At 66.4% G+C, this 13,514-nt stretch carries 9 protein-coding genes and 1 pseudogene; 9 read left to right on the top strand and 1 reads right to left on the bottom strand.

Going from position 1 to position 13,514, the window contains the following annotated elements; genetic code table 11:
- Window position 1 precedes the first annotated feature (1 nt).
- Complete coding sequence (locus B9N97_RS05460; RefSeq protein ID WP_085084124.1) at window positions 2-901, top strand: hydroxymethylglutaryl-CoA lyase; 900 nt, start codon at window positions 2-4, stop codon at window positions 899-901.
- A 330-nt stretch (window positions 902-1,231) separates the two neighbouring features.
- On the top strand, window positions 1,232-4,087 hold the full coding sequence (locus tag B9N97_RS05455) for a class I SAM-dependent DNA methyltransferase (protein WP_143266364.1): 2,856 nt from the start codon (window positions 1,232-1,234) through the stop codon (window positions 4,085-4,087).
- On the opposite strand, the gene B9N97_RS05450 is transcribed toward B9N97_RS05455, so the two are convergent.
- A protein-coding gene (locus B9N97_RS05450; protein ID WP_244560564.1) for an IS5 family transposase occupies window positions 4,073-4,917 on the bottom strand; the annotation gives its coding sequence in 2 pieces (ribosomal slippage) (window positions 4,073-4,542 and window positions 4,542-4,917; 846 coding nt in all). The two genes, B9N97_RS05455 and B9N97_RS05450, sit on opposite strands and share 15 nt — an antisense overlap.
- Before the next feature lie 19 nt (window positions 4,918-4,936).
- Here B9N97_RS05450 and B9N97_RS36940 point away from each other — a divergent pair.
- The 7 genes and pseudogenes from B9N97_RS36940 to B9N97_RS05420 all read left to right on the top strand — a co-directional run.
- Window positions 4,937-5,128 (top strand): annotated as a pseudogene (locus tag B9N97_RS36940) (type IIL restriction-modification enzyme MmeI); the annotation flags it as partial.
- A 33-nt stretch (window positions 5,129-5,161) separates the two neighbouring features.
- The gene (locus B9N97_RS05445; RefSeq protein ID WP_085084120.1) at window positions 5,162-5,764 is read left to right on the top strand and encodes a hypothetical protein; all 603 of its coding nucleotides are present in this window, start codon (window positions 5,162-5,164) and stop codon (window positions 5,762-5,764) included.
- A gap of 720 nt (window positions 5,765-6,484) precedes the next feature.
- Entirely contained in the window at window positions 6,485-7,180 is a 696-nt protein-coding gene (locus B9N97_RS05440) for a hypothetical protein (protein ID WP_085084118.1), read from the top strand.
- Between the two features lie 28 nt (window positions 7,181-7,208).
- Window positions 7,209-8,033 carry a response regulator transcription factor gene (locus tag B9N97_RS05435; RefSeq protein ID WP_085084116.1) on the top strand — a complete coding sequence of 275 codons (825 nt, stop codon included), beginning with the start codon at window positions 7,209-7,211 and terminating at the stop codon, window positions 8,031-8,033.
- Window positions 8,014-9,633, top strand: coding sequence for a sensor histidine kinase (locus tag B9N97_RS05430; protein WP_085084114.1), 1,620 nt, complete (start codon window positions 8,014-8,016; stop codon window positions 9,631-9,633). The genes B9N97_RS05435 and B9N97_RS05430 overlap by 20 nt, the downstream gene beginning before the upstream one ends.
- 144 nt (window positions 9,634-9,777) lie before the next feature.
- On the top strand, window positions 9,778-10,272 hold the full coding sequence (locus B9N97_RS05425) for an Lrp/AsnC ligand binding domain-containing protein (RefSeq protein ID WP_085084112.1): 495 nt from the start codon (window positions 9,778-9,780) through the stop codon (window positions 10,270-10,272).
- 275 nt (window positions 10,273-10,547) lie between these two features.
- Window positions 10,548-13,514 carry a methyl-accepting chemotaxis protein gene (locus B9N97_RS05420; protein ID WP_085084110.1) on the top strand — a complete coding sequence of 989 codons (2,967 nt, stop codon included), beginning with the start codon at window positions 10,548-10,550 and terminating at the stop codon, window positions 13,512-13,514.

Below are 13,514 nucleotides of genomic sequence, written 5' to 3'. Positions count from 1 at the left end.
GATGCAACTGCCGAAATTCGTCCGCATGGTGGAGGTCGGCCCGCGCGACGGCCTCCAGAACGAAAAGTCGATGGTGCCGACCGCGGTGAAGGTGGAGCTGGTCGACCGCCTGTCCGACGCCGGCTTGAGCGTGGTCGAGGCGGCCAGCTTCGTCTCGCCCAAATGGGTGCCGCAGATGGGCGACAGCGCCGAGGTGCTGGCCGGCATCACCCGCAAGCCCGGTGTCCGCTATGCCGCCCTCACCCCGAATGTGAAGGGGCTGGAGGGCGCGCTGGCGGCCAAGGCCGACGAGGTGGCGGTGTTCGGCGCCGCCTCGGAAAGCTTCAGCCGGAAGAACATCAACTGTTCCATCGCCGAGAGCCTGGACCGCTTCGCCCCCGTGATGGAGCAGGCCAAGGCGGCGGGCGTGCCGGTGCGGGGCTATGTCTCCTGCGTGCTCGGCTGCCCCTATGAGGGGGAGATCGCGCCACGAGCGGTGGCCGACGTGGCGGAGCGACTGTTCGCCATGGGCTGCTACGAGATCTCGCTGGGGGACACCATCGGAACGGGGACGCCGACCAAGGCGCAGCTGATGATCGCCGCGGTGGCGGAGCGGGTGCCGGTGGAGAAGATCGCCGTCCACTTCCACGACACCTATGGGCAGGCGCTGGCCAACATCCTGGCGGCGCTGCAGATGGGCGTGGCGGTGGTCGACAGCTCCGTCGCCGGCCTGGGCGGCTGCCCCTATGCCAAGGGCGCCAGCGGCAACGTGGCGAGCGAGGATGTGCTGTACATGCTGAACGGCCTGGGCATCGAGACCGGGGTGGACCTGGACAAGCTGATCGCGGCCGGAGCGTTCATCAGCGACGCCATCGGCCGCCCCACCGCATCGAAGGTGGCCCGCGCTCGTGGTTGTGCGTGAGGGAATCTTCGGCAACGAAGGGCCGCGCTTCCGAAAGGGGGCGCGGCCCTTTCGTATTTGAGGGAGATGAATGCATGGGGATGTTGGAAATTCCTTGTTGATTGTTAATGATACTCAAGCATATAAAAACAAAAAGAAAAGCCGATCATTGCACGCCAATGTATTATTTGTATCGAGTCGGCTGAGATGTCCTGATAGATTTCTTTTGTATGAGGAATTTAGTCGCCAACTCTGCGGACAGCTTCCGCTAAGTTATCGGATTTGTGTATCCATTCTTGCATCTATCGGTTAGCGGCGGGAAGGTTTTGACAGCATAAAAATATCTATCGCATGGTCGAATTTCTCGTATTTAGGGAATTTGTCCGTGGTGATGGGATGAGGGGCGATGTAAGACAGGGATGTAGCTCTCACGAGTTGCATATTGACTCACATTCCGGTCCTGTTGCTGACGGCAGATGCGTCGCTGTCGATTCCGCCGCGCATCATTCCCCCGAAGCCTTCATCAAATATTGGAGCGACAAGGGCGGGTCGGAGCGCGCCAATTATCAGAAATTCATCAATCAGCTCTGCGCCCTGATCGGGACGGCGGAGCCGGAAGCGTCGTCGGAACAGGACGCGCTCAACAATTATGTCTATGAGAAGAGGGTTCGCGCGCTCGACCTGGAGGGCGATGACGGGCGCAACAACTATCTCGACTGCTACAAGCGGGATTGCTTCGTTCTGGAGGCCAAGCAGTCGCGCAAGCGTCAGCGCGGCGGGCAGGAGGGGAGCGATCTGTTCGGCGGGCTGCCCCACAGCTCCCCGCCTGCCGGGACGCGGCCGTCATGGGACCGGCTGATGCGGCAGGCGCGCGCCCAGGCCGAACGCTATGCCAAGGCGCTGCCGACCGATCATGGCTGGCCGCCCTTCCTGATCGTCGTCGATGTCGGGCATGTGATCGAGACCTATGCCGACTTCACCGGGCTGGGCAAGGCCTACATGCCCTTTCCCGACAGCCGGTCGCACCGGATCAGGCTGGCGGATCTCGCCGATCCGGAGATACGGGCGCGGCTGAAGGCGATCTGGGAAACGCCCAAGAGCCTCGACCCCAGCGCCCGGCGGGCCGAGGTGACGCGGGACATCGCGCAGCGCCTCGCCCGGCTGGCGCAGAGCCTGGAAAAGCGGTACGAGCCGAAACAGGTGGCGCTGTTCCTGATGCGCTGCCTGTTCACCGCCTTCGCGCAGAATGTCGGGCTGCTGCCGGACGGCGCCTTCACCGGCGTGCTGAACGACGCCCGGCCGAACCCGCAGTTCCTGCCGCGCTATCTGGAACCCTTCTGGCGCAGCATGGACAAGGGCAGCGACCACGACATCACCATCCGCTCGCGCGTCCGGCATTTCAACGGCGGGCTGTTCCGCGAAGCCGAGGCGCTGGCGCTCGACGAACAGGAGATCGGCGAGCTGATCGCCGCCTGCTCACGCGACTGGAAGAATGTGGAGCCGGCGATCTTCGGCACCCTGCTGGAAAACGCGCTGAGCAAGCGCGAGCGCAGCCAATACGGCGCCTTCTTCACGCCACGCGCCTATGTGGACCGGCTGGTGGTGCCGGCCGTGATCGAACCGTTGATGGCGGAGTGGCGGGCGGCGCAGGTGATCGCCGAGAACGCCCAGCGAAAGAAAGAACCGGCGCAGGTCATCAAGGAAATCAAGGATTTCCATCGGAAGCTCTGTTCTGTCAGGGTCTTGGATCCCGCTTGTGGAAGTGGAAATTTTCTTTACGTCGCCCTGGAGAAGATGAAGGCCCTGGAAGGGGAGGTCATTGCGACGCTGGAGGACATCGGCGGCGGAACACAAGCCAATCTCGACCTTGCCGGGCACACGGTCGGGCCGCACCAGCTTCTTGGGCTGGAGAAGAATCCCCGCGCCGTGCCGATTGCCGAACTGGTTATCTGGATCGGCCATCTGCAATGCCACCTACGCCAGCGCGGGCCGGAAAGCCTGAGCGAGCCGATCCTCCATTCCTATGACAACATCCGGCAGTGCGACGCGGTGCTGTCCTGGGAGCGGGTGGAACCGATGCTGGACGAAGCCGGCCAGCCGCGGGTGAAGTGGGACGGCCTCAGCTGGAAGACCGACCCCTTCACCGGTCAGGAGGTGCCGGACGAAAGCCGGACGGTTCCGCTGCAACGCCATGTCGGAGCCAAGCCGGCGGACTGGCCGGAGGCCGATTACATCGTCGGCAACCCGCCCTTCATCGCCGGCAAGGACCTGCGCGCCGAACTGGGCGACGGCTATGCCGAGGCGCTGTGGCGGGCCTATCCTCACATGCCCGGCGGCGCCGACTTCGTCACCTACTGGTGGGACAAGGCGGCCGATCTGGTGCGCAAGGGAGCGGCCCGGCGCTTCGGCTTCATCACCACCAACAGCATCACCCAGACCTTCAGCCGCCGGGTCATCCAACGTCATCTGGACGCGAAGACGCCGCTGTATCTGGCTTTCGCCATCCCGGACCACCCCTGGGCCGACGGGCAGGGCGCGGCGGCGGTGCGGGTGGCGATGACGGTGGGCGCGCTCGTCGAGCATGACGAACGGACGGGCTTGTTGAAGACGGTGGTGCATGAGGGACAGGCACCGGATCGCGACGGGGCGGTGCCGGTGGTGCTCGCCGTCCGGCAAGGGCGCATACATGCGAACCTGACCGTCGGAGCGGATGTGGCGGCAGCGAAAGCGCTCAAGGCAAATGACGGGCTGTCCTCTCCCGGCGTGAAGCTTCATGGGTCGGGCTTTCTCGTCACCCCGGCAGAGGCGCGCGCTCTCGGCTTGGGGCGGATCGCTGGACTGGAACAGAGGATACGCGAATACCGGAATGGCCGTGATCTGACCGGGCGCTCCCGTGGGATAATGGTGATCGACCTGTTCGGCATGACGGAAGCCGAAGTCAGGCAGAAGTATCCTAAGGTTTATCAGTGGCTGTTGGATCGCGTGAAGCCGGAACGGAACTCCAATGGCAGGCAGTCATATCGTGAGAACTGGTGGGTGTTTGGTGAGCCAAGAAAGGAGTTACGGTCGGCTTTCCGTGGAATCGGTAGATATATAGCAACTATTGAGACGTCTAAGCACCGATCATTTCAGTTTATTGAGATAAATATTATTCCAGATAACAGGATCGTGTGCTTTGCCTCACAGCCCGTTTCAAAAGTCTGGTGAAGGAAGCCGCTTTCGGTTTGGGTGAGCGAGGCGGTGTATCATGATCCTGATGGCGGCAATGGTGACCATGGCCTCGGCGACGTCGGTGCGCTCCTCGTAATCCTTTGACAAGCGTCGCCACCGTCCGAGCCAGCCGAATGATCGTTCGACCACCCAGCGGCGGGGAACGAGGATGAAGCCGCCGCCGGCGATGCGCCGGACGATGATCAGCGTCAGCCCGAGCAGGAAGCAGGCGAGGATCACCGGCATCCGATTGTAGATGCTGTCGGCAAAGATGGCGCGCAGCCAGCAGTAGAGCCGCTTGATCCGCGTCAGCAGCGCTCCGGCGCTGTCGGCGTCCTGAATGTCAGCGGCGTGGACGAGGACGCCGAGCAGGAAGCCCGAGGTGTCGACGGCGATGTGACGCTTGCGGCCCTTGATCTTCTTGGCCGCGTCAAAGCCTCGGGCGCCCCTTTTTCCGTCGTCTTGACGCTCTGGGTGTCGAGGATGGCGGCCGAGGGTGTCGGATCACGGCCTTCCTGCTCGCGCAGCATCACCACCAGATGGTGGCGAAGGGCCTCCCACACGCCGGCTTCCAGGAAGGCGCGGAAGTAGCGGTAAACCGTGGGCCAGGGCGGAAAGGCCGGCGGGGGCGGCAAATGGCGCCATTGGCAGCCGGTCCGCACCACATAGAACAGGGCGTCCAGCAACCGACGCATGTCCGTACTGCGGGGCCGTCCACCGGGCTTGGCTGACGGAATCAGGGGCTCGATCAAGCGGTACTGGTCATCGCTCAGGGCTTGGCCGGCGCCGTAATCGCCAACCAGCCGGCGGTCCTCGGGCGTCCACATCGGCGGCCTCCGGCAGGGTGTGTGTCCCCTGCCAACAGCCTTTACGTCAGACCCTCACCACGTCAGCGACAACTTTCGAAACGGGCTGTCAGAAGATCAGTATGTATTAGGGGTTCTTAGCAGCGCTTTCCACGTGAACTGGGCGCTTTCCACCGGAGGAACACTTGAAGATAGGCCGGTATATAACAAAACCCGCTGCTTCGACACCTTCCCCTTCCCCAATGCCACGCCGCATCAGAAGCGGGTGATCGGTCAGCTTGCCGAGGAACTCGACGCCCATCGCAAGCGGGTGCTGGCCGAGCATCCCGACCGGCTGACGCTGACCGAGCTTTACAATGTGCTGGAGAAGGGACGGAGCCGGGAGGAGCTGACCGCGCGCGAGATGGAGATCTACCAGCTGGGGCAGGTCGGCGTGATGCTGGACCTCCACAGCCGGATCGATCATGCGGTGGCGGACGCCTATGGCTGGCCGGCCGATCTGGAGGATGCGCGGGTTCTGGAAAATCTCGTGGCGTTGAACGCCGAACGTCACCGCGAGGAACGCGACGGCCTCGTCCGCTGGCTGCGGCCGGAGTACCAGAACCCGAACGGGCAGGGCCCCGCCGTGCAGATCGCGGCGACGCTCGACATCGCGGCGGATACGGCGAAGCGGATCGTCTGGCCGAAGGCGCCGACCGAACAGGTCCACAGCCTGATGGCGGCGCTGAACCGCTGCGGCCGTGCCGTCGAAGCCGAAAGCCTCGCCCGCCAGTTCAAGGGCGCCCGGTCGCCGCGGGTCAAGGAACTGCTCGACATCCTGGTGTCGGTCGGCCATGCCCGGCAGGTCAACGACCGCTATGCGCCTTGACCGGAACCGTCGCGGTCGGTCGCCGCCCGCATCGTCCGGATATGCGGACCACTAAATTGTACGTACTACAAACTTGACGATCCGGACCGGCCGGCGCATCATGGTCGGCGTGATGGATGGTGCCGAAAACGCATTGTTCCCACGACGCCGACCGGTCTGAGCATCGGTCGGAACCACGGCTGGAGTTCCAGTGGCAACGACCCACGGCCGCTCATCGCGCGCCGCCACATGACCTGTTGCCCGTCCGGCTGTTCGGCGGCGGAGCCATACCCGGGTGGCTCCGCCGCCGATTGTTTTTTGGCAGACTGTTTTTTGCCGTCTGTTTTTTGGGCAATCGCCACGGCCCCGCCCGATCCCCGCCATCCTCCCGCCTCATTTCTGTCACGTCCTGTGCCGCTCCGCAATTCGCCGAGCCAGCGGTCAGCGCGTAATGGATTTTGCCGAATTTCATACCACTTTTGAGCAAAGACCTCGGCAGCTCCTGCCGGAATCGCTCGAAAATCAAACGAAACTTCGAAAAATATTGATGGGCTTTCGCAAAATGGGGGTAAGGGCTGTGGCTTTAACGCGCCATTAACCAGACTGGATTGAGTTTAGGCACATCAGACGCGGCCAACTCCAACCAGCACGCGAAGTTGACTTCCAGGCTAGATGGAAATGGTTCGTCCCGTGTTAATGCCGATATGCCCGTTTCCCTTTGGATTTGAAAGGCCCGCCCCCATGACCGTGCCGGCAGTCCTCCGCGATGTGGCGCAGTACGGCGCCTACGCCGCCGGCCGGGGCCGACATGCGGGCCTGCTGGTCGCGGTCCTGCTGCTGGCCGGTTGCCCGGCCAACACGGCCGGACCCTGGGGGGGAGCGGACGTGACGGCGGCCCGCCCGAACGCCCATCCGGCCTCCCCGCCGGTGCCGAAGCCCAAGCCGGTCCGGAAGGCTTCCGAAGCCGCCACCCTGGCGCCGGCCCTGCCGATGCCGCAGCCGGGGCCGCCGGTGACGGCCGGGGAGCTGACCGCCGCCCAATCCGCCGATCAGGCCTCCGCCCATCTGGCGGCCATCGGTTCCGACAGCGCCGCGCAAGCGGCGGCACCGCCGACGGGGGGCACGCCCACCCAATCCGCAACCACCAACGCCGACCCCGACAGTCTTGTCGGGCTGGACGAAGTCCAGACTCTCAAACTCCTGGGGTCCCCCGTTGCACGGGAAGAGGCGCCTCCCGCCAAGATCTGGCGGTATGCCAAGGGCGATTGCACCCTCAAGGTGTTCTTCTTCATGGATATGACCTCGTCCCAGGACTTCCGCGCCCTCTCCTACGATATGAAGAGCAGCCAAAATGTCCCTGACGCCGACCACCGATGCTTCGCCCAACTCCTCGCTCAAGCTGACGCAGGGCGCCCTGTCCGCGCCGGGATTCAGTAAGGCGGAGTCGAACAAGGGAATGTCCGCAATGACCGATCCGACCATTGCCCGCATCGCTCTGGTGGACGACGACGACCTGTTCCGCGAGTCGCTGAGCCTCAACCTCGGCGACGAGGGGTTCGAGGTCATCACCTTCGACCGTGGCGAACCGGCGCTCGACTTCTTCGCCGAAGGCGGGTCGGTCGACATCGTCCTCCTCGACTGGCGCATGCCCAAGCTGGACGGCATCGACGTTCTGCGCCAGATGCGTGCCCGCGGCATCGCCACGCCGGTCATCTTCCTGACCGTGCTGTCCGACCAGATTTACGAAGAGGCCGCCCTGGCCGGCGGCGCGCTGGACTTCGTCGAGAAGTCGCGCAGCCTGTCGATCCTGCTGAAGCGCATGCGCCTGATCCTCGACGGCATCAAGGGCGATGCGGCCAAGGGAGCGGAGGATGCGGAGGCCGGCGGCAACAGCACCAGCCACCGCCTGGGCGAGCTGGAGCTGCGCCTGGACAACAGCCGCGCCTTCTGGAAGGGCAAGCGCATCGACCTGACGCTGACCGAGTTCAACATCGTCAAGCTGATGTCGACCCGCCCGGAAGAGGACGTGTCGTACCGCGAGATCTACGACCTCGTCCACGGCAAGGGCTTCGTCGCCGGCTACGGCCCGTCGGGCTACCGCGCCAACGTCCGCGCCTTCATCAAGCGCATCCGCCAGAAGTTCCGCTCGGTCGACGCCAACTTCGCCTGCATCGAGAACTATCCCGGCTTCGGCTATCGCTGGGGCAAGGGCGAGAACGCGGCCAACCAGGGCCGCGACGAGGATGGTATGGGCGAGGATATGCTGATCGATGGCGCTGCTGCCGATTGACCTCGCGATGCGGGCGCCCCGACGGGCGTCCGCCCGCCTGCTCTGGCTCTGGCGCTCGATGGCGAGCCGCCTGCTGCTGCTCACCCTTGTCTTCATCGCAGTGCCGGTCCTGCTCTATGACCAGTTCCAGCGCGCCGACGAGGCGTCGCAGCAGCTTCTGCTGAAAAGCGCCCAGCGCCAGGGCGAGCTGATCGCCCGCGCGCTGGAACCCGAACTGCTGGGCGTCGACCGCACGGCGCTGCCCAGCCTGAGCATCGCGCTCGCCCGCTATGGCGACGACCGCACGCGGCTGAAGCTGCTGGTGCGCCCGCGCGTGGCAGCATCCGGCGCCGCCACCACCCCGTCCGGCGCCAAGGCCGGGCCGGAGCCCTTCTTCTACGTCGCCGCCGCCCCCAGCCTGTCCACCGCCGACATCGACGCCGAACGGCGCCTGCTGCTGGAACAGGGCGTGCTGGACCGGCTGGGGTCGAGCTGCGCCGGCAATTCGACGCTGGCGATGCGCGTCCCCCATCTGGAAGGCGGGGAGGAGGTGCTGTCCTCCATCACCCCGATCAAGACCAGCTTCGGCTGCTGGGCGCTGGTGACCAGCCACGCGACGGAAGCCTACATCTCCTCCTCCATCGGCCGGCCCTATTGGAGCACGCCGGCGGTCCAGGCCGCCGCCGCGATCTATCTGGCGATGGCCGCCCTGGTGCTGGCGGTGCTGGCCGGCATCTGGCGCAACCTGAACCGCTTCGGCGATCTGGCCCGCCGCATCGTCGGCGGCGACGACACGCCGGAGCGCGAGGACCGCGACGCCTCCTTCGCCGCGCGCAACACCGTGCCGGAACTGGCCGGCGTGGCCGAGGATTTCGACCGGCTGGTGTCCACCCTGCGCGACAGCGCCCAGTCGCTGCGCCGGGCCGCCGAGGACAACGCCCACGCCTTCAAGACGCCGATTGCCGTGATCCGCCAGTCGGTGGAACCGCTGCGCCGCGCCCTGCCGGCGGAGAACGCCCGCAGCCAGCGCGCCCTGACCATGATCGAGAAGTCGCTGGACAAGCTGGACGGGCTGGTGTCCTTCGCCCGCCGCATGGACGAGGCGGCGGCCGACCTGCTGGCCCCGTCGCGCCGCCGGGTCGACCTGTCGCAGCTGGTGGAGCGGATGGCCGGCGGCTATACCGGGCTGCTGGCCGAACGCCGCCTGCACATGCGCTCGCGCATCGATGCCGGGCTGGTGGTGCGCGCCAGCGAGGAGACGCTGGAGACCATCGTCGAGAATCTGGTGGAGAATGCCGTCAGCTTCTCGCCGCCCGAGGGGACGGTCAGCGTCCGCCTGACCCGAACAGGGGCCTGGGCCGAGCTGGTGGTGGACGACGAGGGTCCGGGTGTCGATCCCGCCAACCTGGACCGCATCTTCGAGCGCTATTTCTCCCACCGCGAGCCCGGCCGCGGCATGCCGGAGGACGAGGCGGCGGCGCATCAGGCCGGCGCGGCCCATTTCGGCATCGGGCTGTGGATCGTCCGGCGCAACATCGAGGCCTTCGGCGGCCGTGTCCTCGCCGAGAACCGCCCGACCGGCGGCCTGCGCATGACGGTGGCCCTGCCGCTGGCGGCCTGACCGGGATCCCGTTCGGCCGGGCTGCAGGTGAACGGGCTTCGGGGCGGCATCGTCTTTGCCGCTCCGGCTATGGTCCGGCATGGCCTGATCCCGTTTTTTCCGTTAGGATCGGGGCTGCCAGCCGAACAGCATTCCGAGCCGCCGATGGACCGCAGCCTCGATTCCACCGACATCAAGATCCTGCGCGAACTGCAGGATGACGGCCGCCTCAGCAATGTGGAGCTGGCGCGCCGCATCAACCTCAGCCCGGCCGCCTGCCTGGAGCGGGTGAAGCGGCTGCAGGCCGACGGCATCATCCAGCGCTATGTCGCGCTGCTCGACCCGCACCGGCTGGAAGCGGGGATGCTGGTCTTCGTCGAGGTGGTGCTGGACCGCACCACGCCCGACAATTTCGACGACTTCAAGGCCACCGTGCTGCGCATGCCGCAGATCATGGAATGCCACATGGTGGCCGGCGGCTTCGACTATCTGGTCAAGGCCCGCGTGCGCGACATGAACGAATACCGCCTGTTCCTGGGCGAGTTGCTGTCCACCGCCCGTGGCGTGCGGGAAACCCACACCTACGCGGTAATGGAAGAGGTGAAGAGCGTCACCGCGATCCCGCTGGACGGGCTGTCCAACGGGTCGTTGCGCGGCTGAATGATCAGACAGCAAAGCATTTTCCAAAATGCATAATACTTTTGGGCCAGTCCTCTTTTCCGGATGCATTTTGCGAAGAATGTGACGGGTGGACTTCGCTCCGCCGTTGTGGGGCAACGCGAAGTTTGTTCGTTTGCTGACAAAATGATCCGGCATACCGCTTGCAGCGAAAGGTCCGGACCGGGGTGGCGACCGATATGGTCGTCCGGCGGCTTTCGTTCCGCCTCCACACCCGGCCGATTCCTTCGAGGCTTTGGCTGGAGCGGAACCCCGTCATGCGCGTCAACACTCCGATCACCGACCGGGAAGTCCATCTGACCGAGGGGGTTCCCCTGGTGTCCCGCACCGACACCGGCGGGCGCATCACCTTCGTGAACCAGGCCTTCGTCGAGATCAGCGGCTTTGACGAACTTGAACTGATCGGCGCTCCGCACAGCATCGTCCGCCACCCCCACATGCCGAAGGAGGCCTTCGCCGACCTGTGGGCGACGGTGAAGACGGGACGGCCCTGGGAAGGGCTGGTGAAGAACCGGACCAAGGGCGGCGATTACTATTGGGTGCTGGCCAACGTCACCCCGGTGGTCGAGAACGGCGCCGTCACCGGCTATATCTCCATCCGCTCAAAGCCGGCGCGCGAGGATGTCGCGGCGGCCGAGGCGCTCTATGCGGAGATGCGCGACGGCCGCGCCGCGCTGGCGCTGGCGGAAGGTTCCCTGGTGCGGAAGAGCCGCGCCGGCCGCGCCGCGGCCTTCGCCTGGGCCAGCCTGTCGGGGCGGCTGGGCGCGGTGTTCGGGCTGCTGATCCTGGCGGTGCTGCTGGCCGGCTGGCTCGGCCTGGACGGCATGTCGAATTCCAACCGGTCGCTGCGCACGGTGTATGAGGACCGCACGGTTCCCGCCTATCAGATCGGCGAGATCCAGAACCTCGCCCGCGACAGCCGGCAGCGCCTGACCGACCTTGCCGCCGACCTGCGGACGGGAAGCGGCGCCGGTGAACTGATCGCCGTGGAGAAGGAGGTGGCGGACAACGCCGCTGCGATGCGGCGCCTGCTGGCCGACTATCTGGCGACCTACCTGACCCCGGAGGAGGCCGTCCTCGCCGAGACGTTCAAGCCGCTGGTCGGGACCTATCTGCAGCGCGGGATCGAACCGGCGCTGGCGCTGGCCAAGCAGAAGGATGCCGCCGGGCTGGACGCCCATCTGCGCAGCACCACCCGACCGGCCTTCGCCGACCTGCGCCGGGTGTCCGACGCCCTGCTGGAGCTTCAGATCCGCGTCGCGCGGGAGGAGTTCGACAAGGCGGAGCGGGATTACGGACGCCGCGTCGTCCAGGTCGCCGTGGCGATGCTGCTGAGCGCCCTGCTCGCCGCCCTGTTCGGCTGGGCGATCCTGCGCACGGTGCGCCGTCCGCTGGCGGTGCTGGAACGGACCTTCGAGCGCATCGCCCGCGGCGCCCTGACCGACCCGATGCCGCCCGTCGGCGTGCCGGAATTCCGCCGCGTGGCGTCGGAACTGAACGCCATGAAGGCGAAGCTGGCCTATGGCATCCACGAGAAGCACGAGACCGAACTGCGCCAGAAGGCACTGACCCGTCAGGCCCTGCTGGAGACCTGCAAATCGATCGAGAGCGATCTGGACGCCACCTGGATCGGGGTGGAACTGGCCAGCAACCGCGCCGGCGACGGCATCCGGCACCTGATGCAGTCGCTGGGCGTGGTGCGCGAGAACACGGTGGTGGTGTCGGCCGCCTCCGAACAGGCCAGCGCCAACGCCCAGTCGGTCGCCGCCGCGACGGAGGAGCTGAACTCCGCCGGGCACGAGATCGCCCGGCAGGCGGCGCGCTCCAGCGAGGTGGCGCGGCGCGCGGTGGACAGCGCCCGCGGCTCCGCCACCGCCATCGGCCAGATGGAGGTCGCGACGGAGGAGATCGCCAAGGTCGCCAACCTGATCAACGAGATCGCCGGCCAGACCAACCTGCTGGCGCTGAACGCCACCATCGAGGCCGCAAGGGCGGGGGAGGCGGGCAAGGGCTTCGCGGTCGTCGCCAGCGAGGTGAAGACGCTGGCCAACCAGACGGCGAAGGCGACCGAGGACATCGCCCGCCAGATCGAACAGCTGAAGCAGGCGGTGGGCGGCAGCGTCAGCGCCATCCAGACCGTCATCTCGGTGATCGAGGAGATCGACGAGGCCGCCGCCGCCACCGCCGCCGCGGTGGAGGAGCAGTCGGCCGCCAATGCCGAGATCGGGCGCAGCGCCACCAACTCGGCCGGCGGCGCCTCGCAGGTGTCGGGCAGCGTGCTGCACATCCGCGACCAGACCGACGAGATCACCGGCATCGCCACCGACGTCAGCCGCCGCATGACCGACACCCAGTGCGCGGTGGCCGACCTGAAGCGCCGGCTGGTCATCGCGCTGCGCCAGTCGGTGGCGGGCGACCGCCGCGTCTCCGACCGCATCCCGTGCGAGGAGCCCATCGGCCTGACGGTTGCCGGCGACCGCCGCAGCGTCACCATGCTCGACCTGTCGCTGGACGGGCTGCTGGTGGAGAGCAAGGGGCTGCCGGAGCTGGCCGAGCAGACGCGGCTGACCGTGACTCTGCGCAATGTCGGCGACCTGCCGGCCATCGTCGCCGGCACCAGCGACCTCGGCCTGCATCTGGCCTTCGACGAGCTGTCGGACGCCCAGACCGCCCAGTTGGACCGTGCCTACACCGCGATGATCGAGGCGGATTCGGCCATCATCCGCACCGTGCAGGACACCGCGGCGGCGCTGGCCAAGGCGCTGGACGGGGCGCTGTCCAACGGCAGCATCGGCGAGGAGGCGCTGTTCTCGACGGAGCTGTCCACCATCCCCGGCACCGAGCCGGAACAGTGCCTCGCCCCCTTCACCGAGCTGACCGACCGGCTGTTCCCGGCGATCCAGGAGCCGGTGCTGGCCTCCAACCCGCGCTTCCAGTTCTGTGCCGCGGTCAACGCCGTCGGCTATCTGCCGACCCACAACGCCCGCTATTCCGAGAAGCAGCGGCCGGGCGACGCGGACTGGAACGCCGCCCATTGCCGCAACCGGCGCGTCTTCGCCGACCGCTCCGGCCTCGCCGCCGCCCGCAACACCCGCCCGTTCCTGCTGCAGGCCTACCGCCGCGACATGGGCGGCGGCCAGATGGTGCGGCTGAAGGAGGTCGATGCGCCGATCGTCGTGCGCGGCCGTCACTGGGGCAACCTGCGGCTGGCCTATACCTCCTGA

The sequence above is a fragment of the Azospirillum oryzae genome (assembly GCF_900177515.1).
Classification (GTDB): Bacteria; Pseudomonadota; Alphaproteobacteria; order Azospirillales; family Azospirillaceae; genus Azospirillum; species Azospirillum oryzae_A.
The sequence above is the reverse complement of the archived record's forward strand: the minus strand, read 5'-3'. Positions and strand labels throughout refer to the sequence as shown.